This window comes from Alkalihalobacillus sp. FSL W8-0930, assembly GCA_037965595.1.
Lineage (GTDB): Bacteria > Bacillota > Bacilli > Bacillales > Bacillaceae_D > Alkalicoccobacillus.
On record CP150183.1, the window covers coordinates 985,270 to 1,003,005 of the forward strand.

Here is a 17,736-nt window from a genome sequence, read left to right on the forward strand (position 1 = left end):
AAGCTTCTCGAATGAACCAACGAGTTGTCCTTGTTGGACTTGAATCTGTTGGCAAAACAAGTCTATTTTCATTTTTAACAGAGCAACGCACAGGGGAAGAAGTGAATGCAAAAGGATCTACCGTCTATTTAAAGGAGCAAAAGCTTGATTCTTTTACGGTTGTAGATACTCCAGGTCTTCGGATGGATGACAGTGAAACATATCATGCAGTCAGGGAGGAAATTAATCGAGCCGATCATGTTCTCCTTACGATTAAGGGAACACATTTTCAGGAAGAGTTTGAATTCTTAAGGCCTCTCTTAGCAAAAGGTTCCTTTTGTTCAACGTTACTTGTCACATTTGTTGATCGCATGACAGAATCAACTAGGAATAAATTAAAGAACTATGTGATCAGACATAAGTTAAATGTCGTGTTTTTAAGTCCAACTGATAAAACGAAGCAGAGACGTCAACAGATTATTACATCAATAAAGGAAGGTAAAAGTCTTACTCTTGATGCCAGGAACAAACTAGCTAGTATTCACATTGATCCTACTCATCCTAAAAAAAATTGGTATGAGAATAGAATACTAGGCGTACCACTTGCTATACTGTCCATCTTTCTTATGTTTGGTCTACCAATATTTCTAGCTTACCATTTCTCTAGTGTAACTGAGGATCTTATTAAACAAGTAGTTATTAATCCAGTCATTGCTCTTTCAACAAACTGGCCGGAATTTTTGCAAATTTTGTTTGCGGGAGACTATGGACTTTTTACTTTAGGTCTGTATTCATTTATTTGGGCTTTTCCTGTAGTGCTATTTATATCTATTGCAAGTGCGATAACAGATGATGCGGGAATTAAAGATCAAATTATCGATACTCTTGACCCGTGGATGAAAAAAATTGGGTTACATGGACAGGATCTTGTACCAATTTTAACGGGCTTTGGTTGCAATGTGGTAGCTGTTCATCAAACTCGTGGTTGTAGCCTTAAAACTAGAAAACAATGTGTTTCCCTACTTTCTTTTGGCTCAGCATGTAGTTATCAAATTGGAGCCACTCTTTCTATTTTTCAGGTCGCTCAGTTACAATGGCTCTTTATACCTTATCTTTTAACTTTATTTATAGTAGGTGTCCTTCATAACCGAATTTGGTTTCCGATCAAGGATATCAAATGGGCTAGGTACTTTAAGACTCAAAGAACCTTTTTACAAAAGCCGTCATATCAAGGAGTCTTCTTTAGAGTGAAAAGTGTAATTTCTCAATTTCTTACTCAAGCTATGCCTATCTTTTTAATGATATGTTTAATAGCTGCACTATTAGATTATACACATATCCTGACTTATTTGACTGGAATAGTGACTCCTGTCATGACTATGATTGGAGCTCCTCCTGAAGCAAGTGCAGGTCTTATCTTCTCGATGATCCGTAAAGATGGTATTCTTCTATTCAATGAAGGAAACGGTGCATTATTAAATATGATGTCTGCGGGGACAATTTTTGTACTCGTTTATCTTGCGTCAACACTGTCCGCTTGTTTGGTTACACTTTGGACTATAGTTAAAGAGTTAAAAGGTCGAATTGCACTTTCACTTTTTGTAAAGCAATTCATAACATCAATTGTTTCTTCTATGGTTATACTGTTGATCCTTAACTTAGCCGTGGCCCTTCATCTTAAAGTATTTTAAAAATAACTACCAATCGCCAGTCGTTGTAACGAAATAAAAAGTGAGCCAGATGAATGAATGGATTCATCTGGCTTTTATTAGTGGACGAATCTGAGCGGATCCGATGTATTCGACAGGTATTCGGATGTATTGCAGCTAAACTGGATGTATTACATATAATACTCGATGTATTTACAGATTTTACGATGTATTTTTGCCTAGGATAGATGTATTTCAACTCGTTTTCTTGGTATCTACTCATTCTTTCTTACTTAGTTTGTTAAAAAATCGATATCGACTAAAGAGAAGACGAATCCAACAAAATAGTGTGATATCCTAATAGAAAAATAGAGAATAGAGGAATGTTATGGCAAAGAAGATTTTTTACCTAACGTCTGTTCTTTTTATCATCACTAGTGGTGTTGCTATCTATGCGTATAACACTTGTAACAATGTGTTTCAAAGTAAGCTATTGAATGCAGGCTTTAGTTCAATGGTTGTTCATTCAGATCAAGGTGAAATGATCGTATCCGACGCGGATGAGATCGATTCATTCATAGAAAAAGTCAATCAATGTCCTAGAAGCGAAACAGATGAAATGTCATTTGAAGATTCGGGACTACCGATCATTCTCGAACTTGAAGAGAGCCACTCAACGGAGGAACTCTATTATTTACACACAGATAATATGCACCTCTTATACAAGGGATATGTAATTAAAACAGATATGAGTCTTGAAGAATTGTTATCTAATTGATTTAGTCTGTACTCACTTCCGAATAAGCAAAGGAGGCCGCGACATGAACAGGAACATCTTCATCATTGAAGACGATATTCACCTTTTAGAAGCCTTAACAGAAGGTTTAAGGCAATGGAGCTTCACGGTTAGTAGTCCAAATGATTTCTCAAATGTGATGGAAGGCTTTGTTGCAAATAAGCCGCATCTTGTGATGATTGATATACAGTTACCTCAGTTTGATGGGTTTCACTGGTGCAGAGAAATTCGGGCAGTGTCTAAGGTGCCAATTCTTTTTCTTTCGTCGAGAGACCATCCGATGGACATGATTATGGCGATGAATTCTGGGGCAGATGATTATGTTCAGAAGCCCTTTCATATGGACGTTCTTCTTGCAAAGGTGAATGCGATCCTTCGTCGAACGTACACGTATGAAGAGGCACAAGCTGATGTGATTGAATGGAATCAAGCAATCATTGATTTAAAAAGAGGCGACATTTATAAGAATGGAACATCCGTCGATCTTACAAAGAATGAGTTCTTTATCCTTTCCGTTCTCGTTAAATCATCGAATCAAATCATCTCGCGTAACGAACTAATGAAAATGCTTTGGGATGATGATCAATATATTAATGACAATACGCTCACTGCCAATCTAACAAGGCTGAGGCAAAAGCTTTCTACGATTCAATTAGCTGATGGAATTGTGACTAAAAAAGGGCTTGGCTACATGGCTGTCACACTTTAGGAGGGTACGTCTTGTTTGGTTCATATCTCATATATAAGAAGAGTTGGATTGGTTTCATCGGATCACTGCTTCTGCTGACCAATACCCTATTATTCGTTGACTCAGGAATTCAAATAGAGTTGATTTCAATTCTTTATTTAAATGGATTGTTTCTACTCTCCTCCGTTGTATTCTTACTCGTTCGATACACAAAAGAAATGAACTATTACAAGAACTTGTCCTCTCAAATGAATGAAGTAGAAGAGGGATGGTTTGAAAACATTCCTTATCCGAAAAAACGATATCCGGACGGAGCAATCTATTCTATTTTGCAACATGTTCATGAGTACGAACAAATGAAACGTAATGAGAATGATGCTACAAATCAAGCTAGCCAGACCGATCTTGCAGCGTGGGTTCACGAAATGAAAACACCCTTAACGGCAATGAAGATTACATTAGATGCTCACCGCTCAAATGAATTAGCCCAACGTCTTCAAGCTAATTGGTTGAAGATGCATTTATTGCTAGACAGACAGCTCTACATATCAAGACTTGCGACCCTGAAAACGGATCTTCTCCCAGAACAGCTTGAAGTAAAAACACTGCTACAAGCGGAGATTCGTGAGTTATTCAGTTGGTGTCATGATAAAGATTTAGCCATTCAACTAACAGGAAATCCTTCGTCTAATGTCTATACAGATAAAAAGTGGTGTGGGTTTGTAATACGGCAGCTTTTAACCAATGCGATAAAATACAGCCCGGTTGGTAGAACAATAACCATTCACACCGAGCAGTACGATGAGCAATCTGTGATGGTCACCATAAAAGACGACGGACCAGGAATTAAAGCTCATGACTTGCCGCGTATATTCGATCGAGGCTATACGGGGGAAAATGGACGAGTGCAGCACGGGGCAACAGGAATGGGTTTGTATCTTGCTCGAGAGATTAGCAAAAAGCTGCAGTTTGAGCTTCACGTTGCGTCCGGTTTAGATGAAGGTACATCTGTCTCCATGATTTTCACCAAGACACATTCGTTTAATCAAATCAGACGATCATCAATGTAACAGACATCTTGCAGGAGTCAGGTCATTCGTTTGGCCTGGCTCCTTTTTTACATAGCGTCAACGTGATAAAAATATCACATTGAATCCTTTTTTATCATCTAATTGATGCGATTTTGAGCGAAATTGTATTTACACTGTATATAGATCAACTAGATTGGAGTGTGTAACATGAATTCTCATGAATCACCAAGAACCGTTCTCCTTGCAGAAGGTGTACGTAAATCCTTTGGAACAAAGGGCAGTGCACAGAAAGTATTAAAAGGGGTTGACCTTCGAGTATTAGAAGGTGAATTTGTTGGCATTATGGGTCCATCAGGCTCAGGTAAAACAACTCTCCTAAATACATTAGCAACAATTGATCGTGCCACAGAAGGACGGATCTTTATTAATGACGATGAGATATCCAAGCTGAAGGATCGACACCTATCAACTATTCGTCGTCGTCACTTAGGATTTATTTTTCAGGATTATAATTTGCTTGATACATTAACCGTAAAAGAGAATATTCTTTTGCCTGTTTCACTTACTAAGGTAAGTAAAGATCAGGCAGAGAGAGAGTTTCAGGCGATTGCAGGACTGCTCGGAATCTCAGGCTTAGCAAACAAGTATCCTACTGAAATCTCTGGAGGTCAGAAGCAACGGACTTCTGCAGCGCGGGCTCTCATTCATTCGCCTTCTCTTGTTTTTGCCGATGAACCAACGGGCGCTCTAGATTCAAAAGCAGCTTCAAACCTACTTGAAAACTTACATGAAATTAACCACGTACGAAAAGTAACGATCGTGATGGTTACACATGATCCACTCGCCTCAAGCTATTGCAACCGAGTCATCTTTTTAAAGGATGGACAGATTTTTTCAGAACTGTACCGCGGAGAAAAAACAAGGGAATCCTTTTTTAAGGATATCTTAGACATGCAAGCCGTTCTTGGTGGGGGGAAGTAGATATGAACACACAGAAGCTAATTTTTCGAAGTATGCGAAAGAATATTAATATGTATTACCTCTATTTTTTCGCGATGATCATTAGCATCAGCATGTATTATATCTTTTCTACTCTTCAAAATGACCAATTGATTGTTGAGATGAATCAAGCAAGTATGAACTTTTCAACAAGCTTTCAGGTAGCAGGAATTTTACTCATCTTGATTACCATGGTGTTTACAATGTATGCGACGAGTATTTTTATCAGGAGGCGTAGTCAGGAAATTGGATTGTATCAACTGATTGGCCTGTCTAAGGCTTGGGTTGCGCGAGTATTCATTACAGAACATGCTGTTCTTGGACTGTGTGCCTTAGGAATTGGATTGATCGTTGGTACGGTTCTCTCAAGACTTTTTATGCTTCTTTTCATGAATATGATTGGTCTTGAAACAGTAATTGGCCTTCCTTTCTCAGGAAGAGCCGTCATACAAACGCTTGCTGTTTTTACGTGTTTGCTTTTACTCACATCCCTACAGGTGATTTGGACGATTTATCGAAGTACGTTGCTACAGTTATTTCAGGCGAGTCATAGAAAAGAGGAAGTAGTTAAGCAGCCAAGTATCGTATCCATTCTTCTTGGGATAAGTGGGATTGTGCTAATTGGGTTTGGCTATTATATATCCACCTTCATTGTAGAGCATGCAGATCTATTAATGTTTCTCATGCTCATTGTGTTGGCAAGTACCATTTTTGGAACCTATTTGCTCTTTCATACAACCATCAGTTGGTTATTTAACTCATTTCGAAAAAAGAAAAATGGTCACCTTGGCTTGTATCATAGCCTTTCAGTCGCATCATTTATGCACCGGATAAAAGGACACGCTAATTCGTTAACGCTCATTACGGTGCTTTCTGCTATGACCATTACGATGATTTCTCTCTCGTATTCTCTGTATTATTCAACCGAAGAAGATGTCAGGCTTGCGATGCCCTTTGATTTTGCCTTAGAAGATATGCAGGAGGAAGCCGAACAAATATCCGTTCAATTAGAAGAAGCAGGAATTGAATATGAGACCGAACAATTAGAGGCTTTACGGTTTGAAGGGACATGGCTTAACCAGGATACAACTCTAGATCGAGCATTTATGCTCTTCTCCGCAGAGCAGTTGATACAGGCAGGATTAGATGTTGACATCCCTAATTCAGGGGAGGCCATCCATTACAATACGAGAGCAATTATTGAAGGAAACGATACATCCTTACCAAAATCGATTGAATACGCAGATGCCAGTCAAATTGATGTGACTGAATTTAAGCTTGAGAATGTCATGAATTATCGATTTTATGGGGAACAGATTGTTGTTTCTGAGGGGACCTTTAGAAGTATTGAGGATGAACTAGAGATGGATGAGACGACAGATTTATCGAGCTTTGACATATTTCAGTTAGAAGATAAAGAACATGCTGAAACCGCATCTGCTATCTTTTTATCAAATGTGGATCCTGACGTATTCATAACAGACTTCCATTCTGCCTACAAAGAATCTCTCCAAACCTTTGGTCTCCTTATCTTTATTGCAGGGTTACTTGGCTTTGTGTTTATTCTTTCAACGGGCAGTATCTTATACTTCAAACAAATGACAGAAGCCGAGCAAGAAACAAGTCACTACCGAACATTACGGCAACTTGGATTTCAAGTAAGTGATATTCTTCGCGGGATTATCCGTAAACAGATGTTTGTTTATCTCATTCCTCTTATCGTTGGATTGGTGCATGCTGCTTTTGCATTAAATGTTGGTTCCGTTCTTATGGCGACAAGCATGATTACCCCGATCATTATAAGTATGTTAGCTTACATTGTAATCTACTTACTCTTTGCACTCCTCACGATCGAGTATTACAAACGAATCGTTAAGGGTGCTCTATAGAAAGGAGAATGTATGATGAAAAAAGTGTTAATAACGGCTTTGATTTTGATTGTGGCAGTAGCAAGTGTATATCTTGTCTTTCGCGAAACCTTTGATCGATTTAATCCGCTCATTTCCCAAGAGTATGTCTATGTAGAGGTCCAAGAGGCACCAGCAGATGATAACGGAAGATACAAATATCGTTTGCAAGGTGTAAATGAAGAGGGAGAGACTAAAAGAGTTGTGTTTAGCACAAGCGCAACACTTGATCATGGAACCTTTGTAAGAGTGTTAGCTAAAGGATCTTATACTGAGGAATATGAGCTGATCGATAAAGAGAGAATGCCATAAAAGAGCCAAATCATCCTCTAACAACGAAGGAAGCACTTTCAAAAATGACTTTTCCACGAAAACAGAGTAATTAGTTTGTCTATTCTGTGAGAATACATGATAGAATGGAATCATAAAATAATTCCATGCTTCTGTGCTAGTCATTTGAGTGTTTAGCCAAGGTTGGAGGAGAATGATCTATGATACGATTTGAAAATGATTACAGTGAAGGTGCCCATGAAAGAATACTTAAGCGAATGGTGGAAACCAATGAAGAACAAACCGCTGGATATGGAACCGATGAATATTGTGAGAAAGCTAGAAATGATATAAGAAAAGCGTGTAATGCAAGCGATGCAGATGTTCACTTTTTAGTTGGGGGAACTCAAACAAATACAACGGTCATTTCATCTATTCTACGTCCTCATCAAGGAGTGGTCTCTGCAACAACAGGTCACATTGCCGGTCTTGAGACGGGAGCCATTGAATCGACGGGTCATAAGGTGCTTACCGTACCAAGTGAAGATGGTAAAGTTCGAGCAGCTCAGGTGAAAGAAATGTATGATGCACATATGAGCCAAGGGACGCCTGAGCATAGGGTACAGCCAGGGATGGTCTACATTTCGCATCCGACTGAAATGGGAACCACCTACAGCAGGACAGAACTTGAGGAATTACAACGAGTATGTCAAGAGTGCGAGCTGCCATTATTTCTAGATGGGGCAAGACTAGGGTATGGCTTGGTCTCTGAGGGGACGGATCTCACGTTAGAAGATATCGCAAGACTCTGTGATGTTTTTTACATAGGGGGAACGAAAATAGGCGCATTGTTCGGTGAAGCTGTTGTAATTACAAATGAACGTCTGAAGAAGGATTTTCGTTATTTAATCAAACAACGAGGCGGCCTACTGGCAAAAGGGAGATTACTCGGAATTCAGTTTGAAACCCTGTTTGAAGATGGCCTATATCTACGTATTTCGAAGCATGCAGTGGATATGGCGTTAATGATCAGAGAAGCGTTTGTTGAAGGAGGATTCTCTTTAAAGTATGACTCTAAAACGAATCAACAGTTTCCAGTCTTGCCTAATGAAGTCTTAGCGGTGCTCGGTAAACACTATTCTTTCAACCTATGGGAAAAGATAGGGGATACCCATAGCGTGGTACGAATCTGCACAAGCTACGCGACAAAAAAAGAACATGTGGAAGCCTTCATTCAAGATATTAAAAAATGTCAGTTAACTGCAGTGCATTAAGCAAATAGTGAAGACGGCGAACGATCTGGTAGAATAGATTGTTCGCCGTTTTTAGTGTGATTCGTAAAATAAACGGGTAAAATGATTTCCATAGTCGTAAAAGGGAGTGGACGTATGAAGATCCTTATTTTAGGTGCAACAGGTCGAGTGGGTAGCGAATTACTTCAATTCGCTTTAAAGGATAACCACCAAGTAACCGTACTCGTGCGTAATCCAGATAAGGTGGAAAATCGTGATGAACATCTATATACGGTAAAAGGCAATGTGTTAAACAAAGAAGACTTACAGACTGCAATGGCAGAAGTAGATGTGGTCATTAGTGCACTCAGCACAGATGGAACAACAACCTTATCAGAAAGTACGCCTTTGATACTAGAAGCGATGGAGGATGCAGGAATCAAGCGAATCATCACCATTGGCACTGCAGGCATTTTGCAAAGTCGAACTCACCCAGAGCTTTTACGTTATCAATCACCTGAATCAAAGCGTAAAACAACTCGTGCAGCTGAAGAACATCATAAAGCGTATCAGACTCTTGAGCAATCGAATCTCGAATGGACCATTGTGTGTCCAACCTATTTGCCTGATGGAGAACGGATAGGGAAGTACAGAGTAGAGAAGGATTTCCTGCCAAATCAAGGGGTAAAGATTTCAGTTAAGGATACAGCCGAATTTGCATATGATCAGCTGACGGATCCATCGTATATACGTGCGCGTGTTGGGATTGCGTATTAAAAATGAATTGAAACGTGGCTGGGACAAAACGTTAATGTAGTGAGCAAAACACGAAAATAGCACCAAATCCGCTACAGGAGAATCCCTCGTACCCACAAGAACGGCCTTAGTCCCTTCCGAGGAAAGGGCGCCGCTACAGTGTCTTCATAACGCTGATTAATTTCTATCAGAATGGGAATTAGTAAAAAAGTATTCATCAGAGTATATGAGTTAAAAGGAGTAAATACAAAATGAAAAGTGAAAAGAGCCCAATTAAAACAGATAAATCAATTGAAAAAAAAGCTTCTAAAGGAAATATGATTGTGAATACAATTTTATTTTTACCTATTTTTTTAATGAATCTTGTCGGAATTTTTGATAGGAGTTATTTTGCCGATAACTCTATATATTTTGTAGTAGTCGCAGCTCTCGATCTAATATTAATTATGTTGTTTTACTCAAATATAACCACTTCAAAAGGGTTTGAAAAGTTTTTATACATAGTATTGAGCAGCATACTGACTCTCTGTCTAATAAGCTGCTCAATACGAGTTATATTCTATTAATTACAAGACAATGAAGAATACAGTTTTAACTACTGGGGTTGCAACAACGCTTGGAACCCCTAAAGTATCTGTTAGATAATCCGTAACAGCATCTTCGGCGGTATCAGCTGCACCTGTTACTTCTCCTAAGTATTTAGCAATACCAACTGCGGTAATGGTACCTGCCCATTTCTTTTTATTTTCATCTGATAATCCTGGAATAGCATAAATAGCTTTTTCTATTGCATTATCGATCTTTGTTTTATTCTTTTCGATTAACTCTTTAGCAGCCTTAATAGTTATAGTTGCTTTTCCTTGAGTTTCAACTACATTATCGTCCTCTACTGGTACTATAATCTCTTCTTCACTATTGTTTGCAGCACTAGCAGTAGTAGCAGCATAAGGAGTAAGACTAAAAGTAGATACTAGTGCTCCAGCAAGTCCTAAATTTAAAAGCTTTTTTTTCATAAAAAACCAAACCCTTCAATTTTTTTATGTTTCATAGTTTCAATTTCCTATATAAATTACATTTAAACACTTTATTGGAATTATAGTTAATTGTTACTAATTAAATGGATTAATTATGAAGGTTTTTGCAACTTTGTTAGGGGTACAATCAACATTTTTAAGCGTATGAAAAACCAAAAAGGGACCTTAAGAGGCGCCTTTTTTTAATTCGTTCATTTTTGATTGGAAACAATTTTACCGATGTCTGTATACTCTTCAATCCAAGATTTTACCGGATATCTAATTGTAGCGGGTTCATCGTCACAACTCATGCAGCTAAGGCCAAGTGAGAGTGGTTCCTCTGTATAATTTTGAATAGCTATGCAACGGTTTGACAATGAAATAATCTCTACTCGTGAAGACCCTTGATCTTCTTTTATTCATGACCAGTTAGATTAACGTTAGTTGTTAAGACTTCCTTCTTTCCAGATAAGAACTGAGAGACGGAAACCATGGCTGCAGCTTGCTGCTCCTCTGTAAAGTGATGGCCGGCTCCCTTGATGAGCTGCAGGTGACACTGCTCAGGTGCGTAGGCATTACGAGCTTTTAACGCGTAAGAATAAGGAACGGTAGCATCAGCTGTTCCGTGTATGAGAAGGACGGGTCCAGGATAAGAAGTAATCTCTTTATATGGATCCATCTGTACCACTGTGTCATGAAACACTTTTCCTAGAAGCATCTTGCCACAATCGATCACCTCTGGCACCTGATTGATGTCATAGGACGAGCCAGCGAGTGTGCCACTTCTTGCATGATCAGGAATGCATAAAGCCGGATAAAACAAGATGAGTGATTGAATTTCGTCAGGACGCTTTGCAGCGGCGAGTGCAGATACAAACCCACCTTGGCTGAAGCCTAAAAGAGAAATTTGTTGCTGATCCACATAAGAGTTGGTTTTTATATAATTGATGACACACAACAAATCATCTGTTTCAGTAAGTATAGTCATATCTGTTGTTTGCCCATCACTGCGACCCTCTCCAGGAACAGACCCGCCACAAAAGTCAAAGGAATAAACGACATAGCCTAAAGAAGCTAAATGCGCGCAAACGTTTACTAAATCATCTCCATTTCCACCAAAACTATGACTGATAATGATGGCGGGAAGGTCAATGCCCTCCAGTTTGAATTCCTTTCCTCTGATGGTTAATCCATCACGCTTACACGAGAAATGACTAATTGTATATGTATCCGTTTTCAATTATATCGTCTCCTTTAAATTAGTTCTCTTTGACATAATTATAAGCTGAAGGGAAGAAAGTACATAGAGATATTGCGTACAGATTATTTTGGTTAGATAATACAGGGAGATTAGGATGAGGCTGGGAGTTGGTATGTAATGTTGAGAGGAATATATGAATATGTGAACAAAAAGCATTTAGAAGGATATGCAGAGCTAGCTGTACGTCTAAGTGTTAACGTACAAAAGGATCAATTAGTCATTATTCATAGTGATATAGAACACGCTACATTTGCACGTTTAATTCAACGGTATGCTTATGAGTCTGGCGCATCAAATGTCTGGATTGACTGGACAGACGAACAATCGACAAACGAATTTTATATACACGCAGCAGAGAAGGCAATGGACAATATTCCTAATTGGCAGGTGGATCGCTTTAGTGAGTGGAACGACAAGGGAGCCGCATATATCCACATTCGTTCTGAAAGCTTTGAGTCCGTTGCAGACATCCCCTCTGATCGGATAAGCCGATATGAGAAAGCGTATCGTACCAAGCTACAACCTCATAATGCAAAAATAAGGTCACACGAAATACGATGGTGTATTCTTGCTGTACCGTCCTTCACCTGGGCTAACAAGGTATTCCCTCAATTACCTGAAGAAGAGGCTTTACGGTTATTATGGCAACGTATGATTCATGGAGCTAGGGCGGATGGAGACAATCCAACTAAGAATTGGGAACGTCATAATAGAGATATTGAGCATAGAAAGAACAGGTTAAATAAAAGTCAATTCACAACCTTACATTTTAAAAACACAAGAGGAACTGATCTAACAGTAGGATTACCAAAAAACCATATTTTTTTAGGTGGTAGTGTGAGAGATCAAGAAGGCATACCGTTCTTTCCGAATATCCCTACAGAGGAGATCTTCTCTGCTCCTCATAAACATAAAGTGAATGGCAAACTGATTGCAACAAAACCACTAATCTATGGAGGGAGTATTATTAATGACGTTTCCATCACATTTAAAGATGGTCGAATCATCGATTATGATGCTGCTTCTGGGAAAGATGTGTTACAGGGCCTTATAAAGACAGACGAGGGGTCACAATACTTAGGGGAGATCGCCTTAGTTTCTAATCAATCGCCCCTTGCTCAAACAAACACTCTTTTTTATAACACGTTGTTTGATGAAAATACGGCCTGTCATATAGGCATTGGCAATGCTTCTCCTTCTAACCTACATAATGGTCATCATCTATCGTCAGAAGAATTAGAGGCAGAAGGACTTAACACGTCCGTTTTGCATGTTAATGTAGCCTTTAGTACGGAAGATATGACTGTGATTGGTATTCATGATGACGGGGAGGAAGTGCTGCTGATGAAGCAGGGTGAATTTCAGTTTTGAAATGAATTCTAGAATGCTTATCTGCCACAACAAAGCACAAATAGACAGGATCCTTTATTTATTTGTTGCTAAGATTAATTTAAGGAGTTGAAAGCCATGGCATGGGTGGAGTCAATACAAAAGGCAATTGAGTATATGGAAGAGAATATGTTAGAAGGTATGACGATAGACAATATTGCTAAACAAGCCAATGTGTCACCTTTTCATTTCCAACGAACCTTTTCGGTGCTGACGGAATGTACGGTTGGTGACTACATAAGGCGACGGAGATTAACATTGGTCGGTAGAGAACTACTAACAACAGACGCAAAGATTATTGAACTCGCCTATAAGTATGGCTATGACACTCCTGAGGCTTTTTCAAAGGCATTCCGCAGGCAGCACGGGGTTACTCCAAGTGAAGTGCGCAATCAAAAGGGGAAACTACAATCCTATAATCGCCTGATCATTCAGGTAACGTTGAAAGGGGCAGAACCAATGAAGTATAGCGTAGTGGAGAAGAATGAGTTTCAAATTATTGGCGTGAAGCGAGAGTTTTCTAGTGTGGGGGAGGAGGAGAACATAGAGGGCATTCCGGAATTTTGGGAAGAGGTCAATCAAAATGGAACAAGCGACATGCTGTTTCAATTGAATGATGAGGTAGTAAAAGGAGTGTTAGGAGTTTGTGGAGAAGTCAGTGAGGAACAGAAGAAGGATAATGTGTTTGAATATTGGGTGGCAACCTCTCATGCTGGGAAGGCTCCAGAAGGGATGGCAAGCTTAAGACTTCCTGCTTCCAAGTGGGCAGTATTCGAAGTGCATGGACCTATGCCTACTGCGATGCACCATGCATGGAAACAAATCTACTCCGAATGGTTCCCTTCCACTGGATACGTGCATGCAGGTATACCAGAATTTGAATGTTATACAGACGAGGATCCGAGTAGCCCCGATTTATATTCGGAGATCTGGATCCCGATTAAATAAGTGCCCCGGCACATGAGCATGTATCAAAAAGCCTAATTTCTCGAGTGTACTGCTGAGAGGTTAGGTTCTTTTAATATCAAAATACATGTCACTCAGTTCATTTCAATTATTAATTACCAGAATCTACAAGATCAATTAAAATGGACTCTTATCCTCATTATGAACAGGTAATCTACGATTTGTTATTGAATAAATAGTGGATGCCACAACACTCTATAAAGGAGAGATAGATGAAGACACTCTATGATCAATCAGTAGTCAATGAGGTTCTTACTCGCCTCGATCAGTTAACACCCCAATCACAACCTGCTTGGGGGAAGATGAATGTGTCTCAAATGCTGGCTCATTGTTCTATATTTCAAGATCTCGCACTTGGAAACCGCACGGAATCAAGAAGCTGGTTGGGGCTTTTAGTAGGAAAGTTTGCAGCGCCGTTATTTTATAATGCTAAGCCGCTTCCCCATAATATGTCTACACTGCCAATGATGGATCAGCCGGATCACGATGATTTCCTAATTGAAAAAGAACACTTAAAGCAAAAGCTACTGATTTTTCAACAAAATGGCCCAGACAAATGTACTTCACAACCACACCCTTTCTTTGGAAGGCTTACCCCCGAACAGTGGGGAAAAGGGATGTATAAACATGTAGACCATCATTTAAAACAATTTAACTCTTAATTTGCAACATCAATCAAAACCTGAAAGCGTTCTTTAGTTTGACTTATCTCCTTTTTATTAAACAAGAATGTACCTAATGAAATAACCTCTCCTAAATGTTTAAAAGAGACAGTCACAAGATCTTGAGACTCTGAACTAGTAGTTATGAACAGAAGATCTCTGTTAGGATAGCTTATTTTATTCGCACCAATCTGATCTTCAAATGAAAAGAGAATAGGAAGCTTCCCTAAAAATGTTGTGTTCTTCTCGTTATCGTGACTAATGACTAGAGTTTGTTTCCTAATCCCATTACTAAAATGAAATTCTATCGTAGACATTTTCATAAATGTTCCCACCATTCTTTAATCTGGTACCCTTAATTCCTATCATACGCCTAAGCCATTAACTAAACTGATCTTATTTAGACTAGAAAAAATGTTCTTATCATCAAAAAAATATATAATTAAATAAAGCTAGCCTTAAATCTTCATGAAGGTTCATCATTTATGAATCGTTCGAGTAGTACTTGGGGGTTAATATGAAAGTAAATGAAGAGATCCTGCTGAAGAATAATATCTATGTATCAAATGTGCATGTAAAACGATTTATGTTCACTGGGGAAGAACGAACCTACATCAGAACAATGAATAGTTATTGCATGATCTATATGAAAAAGGGGAGTGGTTCCTTATCAGTTGACCATAAGTTCGTGCCAGTAGGAAGTGGAGATTCACTTATCCTGACACCTGGTATGAACGTTACTTGGAATTCTGATAAAGATACCCTAGTTGAATGTTTAGTCGTTTTCTTTCATTGTGCTGAACTAAGTAGGAAGAATAAGGAATGGGTGGTCACTTCACCTACTTATCCGATCATAGTCGATCCTTCTGCTGATATAAGATTGGCTTCTAATGGATTGTTTTATCTTTGTACGTATGAGAAGCATAATCTGTTGAAGGTGAAACAGGTCTTAGGTCAGCTGTTATACCAAATAAGAAAGAAAGCTCAGATGACTAATTTTCGATCGATGGAGGATGTCAGAGCCTATATGGACAAACACTTTACAGAGAACCTGACAGTTTCATTTTTAGCGACTTATTCTGGATACAGCATGACACAATTTAGTAAACTATTTAAACAAACGTATCATATCACTCCCACGCGTTATCTAACGGAAAAGAGAATGAAGCTAGCGAAGCAATTATTGTTCTCAAGAGTGAAAGCCAAAGACATTGCAGCGTACTTAGGATATACCGATGAATATTACTTTAGTAGAGTATTTAAGAAAGTAGAGGGTGTAGCTCCTTCACTTTATATGAAAAAGAAGAATTTGAATATCGCTTCAGTATATTACGGATTTGATGATCATCTTTCTGTTCTTGGACTTAATCCTGTTTCTTCCCTTTCGTACAAGCAAAGAGTGTCACAAAGTATGATCAATAACAATCAACACGGCATATTAATTGATAGTGTGATCCCAAACTACTTTAAACTAAAAGATGCGAACCCAGATATTATTTTAGCTAGTGAGTCTTTTATTCCATCGACTGAGTTAGACCATATTGCTCCTATTATCATTTTGCAAGAAACTAAAAATTATCAAGACGTATTAGTAGAATTGGCTTCTGCTTTTGGGCGCGAAGCTCAAGCTGAGAATTGGATCAATCAGTTCGAAGAGAGAAAAGAAAGAGTAAAACATATAATACATGAGTCATTAGGGAAAAAAACGGTTTGTTTCATAAGGGTAGGGTCCAAAGGGTACCGAATGTACGGTGAGATGAGTCAAATGGGACACTTATTATACAAAGATTTAGAGCTTAATCCTTCTGAGCTAATTACAGGGCCCCACAGAGAATTTGAATTGGAAGAGCTTAACGCAAGTCTTGCCGAATATATTTTTATAATGGTTGATTCAAATGATGAGGCACATCAGAAAATGAAAGCTTTTAGGAATGGCTTGAATAAAAAGAACCAGGTGATAGAAGCTCACGATTTGTTCTATCAGACCCTAGGACCTAGAGGATATCAGTATTCGATGGAGTTTATCTTTAACCGTTTAATCGAGCCATAATGCATGTAGAAAAAAAGTCCATCAAAACAGGCTATAAAGTCCATTGATTGAATCATATTCTTAGGTCATGATAATGATAATTATTATCATTATGAGGTGGACAATATGAACAACAAAACAAATGCAGTTATTTTAACATCGTTAATCGGGTCTCTAACGATTATTGGTGCGTGTAGTAATCAAGGTGAGGTTGCAGAAGAACAGGGTACAACGGGTGTAGAGGAGACTCAAACAATTACGCATCTTAGAGGAGAGTCAGATGTTCCTTTAGAGATTGAAAAGGCCGTTGTATTATCAGCATCATACATCGACCATATGTTAACAATTGATGAAAAACCGTATGCAGTAAATGTGGAGGCTCGATATGGTGGAGACTACCCAGCTTATCTCGAAGATCAATTAGATGGAGTGCACCTAGTTGGTTCGGCAGATGAACCTAATCTAGAAGCCATTACATCATTGGATCCAGACGTTATCCTCGTTGAGAGTAGAACACCAGATGACACCTATAATTTATTAGAGCAAATTGCACCTACGATTGTTCTTGGTAATGAGTGGCTTGATTATGATGATGATCCTGATTTCTGGACAGAAGATTTATTAGCGATTGCTGGTATGTATGACAAAGTGGATCTTGCGCAAAAGAAAATAGAGGAATTAAACCAAAAAACAGAAGATGCGAGAAAGACGATTGAGACATTAGAGGATAGAAAGCTTGCATACCTACGCTTAAGAGATGATATGGTTCAGATATACGCGGAGAGCGGGCACCCCATGAATACACTTTTGTATAAGGATTTAAATTTTGTGCCTTCGCAAATGACGCCGGTTGATCAACGAGAAGATCTCTCCTTGGAAACCATTCCTGAGATTGACGCAGATTATATCTTTTTAGAAGGTGATGTGAATAGCTCTGAAACAGTAGAAGAAATGAAGCAAAACGAGCTCTGGAACCGGATTCCCGCAGCCCAAAAAAATCAGATTTACGCAACGGATTCATACTGGCTTTCAAAAGGGTGGGGAGCCATTGGAAGAGGTCAAATCATTGATGAAATAGTGAATGACATTGAGTGATTCTCGGAGGGTAC

The 17,736-nt window shown here is 38.8% G+C and carries 18 protein-coding genes; 15 read left to right on the forward strand and 3 right to left on the reverse strand.

Features of this window, described 5'->3' with window-relative positions; translation table 11 throughout:
• Positions 1 to 11 precede the first annotated feature (11 nt).
• From NSQ54_05200 to NSQ54_05245, 10 genes are all read left to right on the forward strand, one after another.
• Positions 12 to 1,670 carry a nucleoside recognition domain-containing protein gene (locus NSQ54_05200; protein WYP27507.1) on the forward strand — a complete coding sequence of 553 codons (1,659 nt, stop codon included), beginning with the start codon at positions 12 to 14 and terminating at the stop codon, positions 1,668 to 1,670.
• A 346-nt stretch (positions 1,671 to 2,016) separates the two neighbouring features.
• Positions 2,017 to 2,406: a hypothetical protein gene (locus NSQ54_05205; GenBank protein WYP27508.1), complete on the forward strand. Its 390-nt coding sequence runs from the start codon at positions 2,017 to 2,019 to the stop codon at positions 2,404 to 2,406.
• Between the two features lie 43 nt (positions 2,407 to 2,449).
• The gene (locus tag NSQ54_05210; GenBank protein ID WYP27509.1) at positions 2,450 to 3,133 is read left to right on the forward strand and encodes a response regulator transcription factor; all 684 of its coding nucleotides are present in this window, start codon (positions 2,450 to 2,452) and stop codon (positions 3,131 to 3,133) included.
• A gap of 11 nt (positions 3,134 to 3,144) precedes the next feature.
• Positions 3,145 to 4,182, forward strand: a complete 1,038-nt coding sequence (locus NSQ54_05215) for a sensor histidine kinase (GenBank protein ID WYP27510.1) — start codon at positions 3,145 to 3,147, stop codon at positions 4,180 to 4,182.
• A 168-nt stretch (positions 4,183 to 4,350) separates the two neighbouring features.
• Entirely contained in the window at positions 4,351 to 5,124 is a 774-nt protein-coding gene (locus tag NSQ54_05220; GenBank protein ID WYP27511.1) for an ABC transporter ATP-binding protein, read from the forward strand.
• Positions 5,125 to 5,126: 2 nt separating this feature from the next.
• Positions 5,127 to 7,031: an ABC transporter permease gene (locus NSQ54_05225; GenBank protein ID WYP27512.1), complete on the forward strand. Its 1,905-nt coding sequence runs from the start codon at positions 5,127 to 5,129 to the stop codon at positions 7,029 to 7,031.
• Between the two features lie 15 nt (positions 7,032 to 7,046).
• Positions 7,047 to 7,361: a YxeA family protein gene (locus tag NSQ54_05230; GenBank protein ID WYP27513.1), complete on the forward strand. Its 315-nt coding sequence runs from the start codon at positions 7,047 to 7,049 to the stop codon at positions 7,359 to 7,361.
• A gap of 179 nt (positions 7,362 to 7,540) precedes the next feature.
• Complete coding sequence (locus tag NSQ54_05235) at positions 7,541 to 8,593, forward strand: aminotransferase class V-fold PLP-dependent enzyme (GenBank protein WYP27514.1); 1,053 nt, start codon at positions 7,541 to 7,543, stop codon at positions 8,591 to 8,593.
• A gap of 114 nt (positions 8,594 to 8,707) precedes the next feature.
• Entirely contained in the window at positions 8,708 to 9,328 is a 621-nt protein-coding gene (locus NSQ54_05240; protein ID WYP27515.1) for an SDR family oxidoreductase, read from the forward strand.
• A gap of 230 nt (positions 9,329 to 9,558) precedes the next feature.
• A complete protein-coding gene (locus NSQ54_05245; GenBank protein ID WYP27516.1) occupies positions 9,559 to 9,873 on the forward strand; it encodes a hypothetical protein in 315 nt (104 codons plus the stop codon).
• Here the strand turns inward: NSQ54_05245 and NSQ54_05250 are convergent, their stop codons facing one another.
• Positions 9,874 to 10,320, reverse strand: a complete 447-nt coding sequence (locus NSQ54_05250) for a hypothetical protein (GenBank protein ID WYP27517.1) — start codon at positions 10,318 to 10,320, stop codon at positions 9,874 to 9,876. It abuts the gene before it with no gap.
• Positions 10,321 to 10,735: 415 nt separating this feature from the next.
• Entirely contained in the window at positions 10,736 to 11,560 is an 825-nt protein-coding gene (locus NSQ54_05255) for an alpha/beta fold hydrolase (GenBank protein WYP27518.1), read from the reverse strand.
• A gap of 138 nt (positions 11,561 to 11,698) precedes the next feature.
• Here NSQ54_05255 and NSQ54_05260 point away from each other — a divergent pair, with 138 nt between their 5' ends.
• From NSQ54_05260 to NSQ54_05270, 3 genes are all read left to right on the forward strand, one after another.
• Positions 11,699 to 12,952 (forward strand): aminopeptidase, encoded by a 1,254-nt coding sequence (locus NSQ54_05260; GenBank protein WYP27519.1) that lies wholly within the window; start codon positions 11,699 to 11,701, stop codon positions 12,950 to 12,952.
• Between the two features lie 96 nt (positions 12,953 to 13,048).
• A complete protein-coding gene (locus NSQ54_05265; protein ID WYP27520.1) occupies positions 13,049 to 13,918 on the forward strand; it encodes an AraC family transcriptional regulator in 870 nt (289 codons plus the stop codon).
• 230 nt (positions 13,919 to 14,148) lie between these two features.
• Positions 14,149 to 14,598 carry a DUF1569 domain-containing protein gene (locus NSQ54_05270; GenBank protein WYP27521.1) on the forward strand — a complete coding sequence of 150 codons (450 nt, stop codon included), beginning with the start codon at positions 14,149 to 14,151 and terminating at the stop codon, positions 14,596 to 14,598.
• On the opposite strand, the gene NSQ54_05275 is transcribed toward NSQ54_05270, so the two are convergent.
• Entirely contained in the window at positions 14,595 to 14,921 is a 327-nt protein-coding gene (locus NSQ54_05275) for a hypothetical protein (GenBank protein WYP27522.1), read from the reverse strand. The genes NSQ54_05270 and NSQ54_05275 overlap by 4 nt on opposite strands.
• Positions 14,922 to 15,115: 194 nt before the next feature.
• Here NSQ54_05275 and NSQ54_05280 point away from each other — a divergent pair, with 194 nt between their 5' ends.
• Together NSQ54_05280 and NSQ54_05285 are read left to right on the forward strand one after the other, a co-directional pair.
• Positions 15,116 to 16,648 (forward strand): AraC family transcriptional regulator, encoded by a 1,533-nt coding sequence (locus NSQ54_05280; protein ID WYP27523.1) that lies wholly within the window; start codon positions 15,116 to 15,118, stop codon positions 16,646 to 16,648.
• Positions 16,649 to 16,753: 105 nt separating this feature from the next.
• Positions 16,754 to 17,722: an ABC transporter substrate-binding protein gene (locus tag NSQ54_05285; GenBank protein ID WYP27524.1), complete on the forward strand. Its 969-nt coding sequence runs from the start codon at positions 16,754 to 16,756 to the stop codon at positions 17,720 to 17,722.
• The last annotated feature ends 14 nt before the right edge of the window (positions 17,723 to 17,736 follow it).

What these genes read in the sequence shown, in the direction of transcription:
- NSQ54_05200 (WYP27507.1), top strand. Translation starts at nt 12, where the DNA reads ATGAACCAACGAGTTGTCCTTGTTGGACTTGAATCTGTTGGCAAAACA.
- NSQ54_05230 (WYP27513.1), top strand. Translation starts at nt 7,047, where the DNA reads ATGAAAAAAGTGTTAATAACGGCTTTGATTTTGATTGTGGCAGTAGCA.
- NSQ54_05235 (WYP27514.1), top strand. Translation starts at nt 7,541, where the DNA reads ATGATACGATTTGAAAATGATTACAGTGAAGGTGCCCATGAAAGAATA.
- NSQ54_05260 (WYP27519.1), top strand. Translation starts at nt 11,699, where the DNA reads ATGTTGAGAGGAATATATGAATATGTGAACAAAAAGCATTTAGAAGGA.
- NSQ54_05275 (WYP27522.1), bottom strand. Translation starts at nt 14,921, where the DNA reads ATGAAAATGTCTACGATAGAATTTCATTTTAGTAATGGGATTAGGAAA.
- NSQ54_05285 (WYP27524.1), top strand. Translation starts at nt 16,754, where the DNA reads ATGAACAACAAAACAAATGCAGTTATTTTAACATCGTTAATCGGGTCT.
- NSQ54_05250 (WYP27517.1), bottom strand. Translation starts at nt 10,320, where the DNA reads ATGAAAAAAAAGCTTTTAAATTTAGGACTTGCTGGAGCACTAGTATCT.
- NSQ54_05265 (WYP27520.1), top strand. Translation starts at nt 13,049, where the DNA reads ATGGCATGGGTGGAGTCAATACAAAAGGCAATTGAGTATATGGAAGAG.
- NSQ54_05270 (WYP27521.1), top strand. Translation starts at nt 14,149, where the DNA reads ATGAAGACACTCTATGATCAATCAGTAGTCAATGAGGTTCTTACTCGC.
- NSQ54_05210 (WYP27509.1), top strand. Translation starts at nt 2,450, where the DNA reads ATGAACAGGAACATCTTCATCATTGAAGACGATATTCACCTTTTAGAA.
- NSQ54_05280 (WYP27523.1), top strand. Translation starts at nt 15,116, where the DNA reads ATGAAAGTAAATGAAGAGATCCTGCTGAAGAATAATATCTATGTATCA.
- NSQ54_05240 (WYP27515.1), top strand. Translation starts at nt 8,708, where the DNA reads ATGAAGATCCTTATTTTAGGTGCAACAGGTCGAGTGGGTAGCGAATTA.
- NSQ54_05205 (WYP27508.1), top strand. Translation starts at nt 2,017, where the DNA reads ATGGCAAAGAAGATTTTTTACCTAACGTCTGTTCTTTTTATCATCACT.
- NSQ54_05220 (WYP27511.1), top strand. Translation starts at nt 4,351, where the DNA reads ATGAATTCTCATGAATCACCAAGAACCGTTCTCCTTGCAGAAGGTGTA.
- NSQ54_05225 (WYP27512.1), top strand. Translation starts at nt 5,127, where the DNA reads ATGAACACACAGAAGCTAATTTTTCGAAGTATGCGAAAGAATATTAAT.
- NSQ54_05245 (WYP27516.1), top strand. Translation starts at nt 9,559, where the DNA reads ATGAAAAGTGAAAAGAGCCCAATTAAAACAGATAAATCAATTGAAAAA.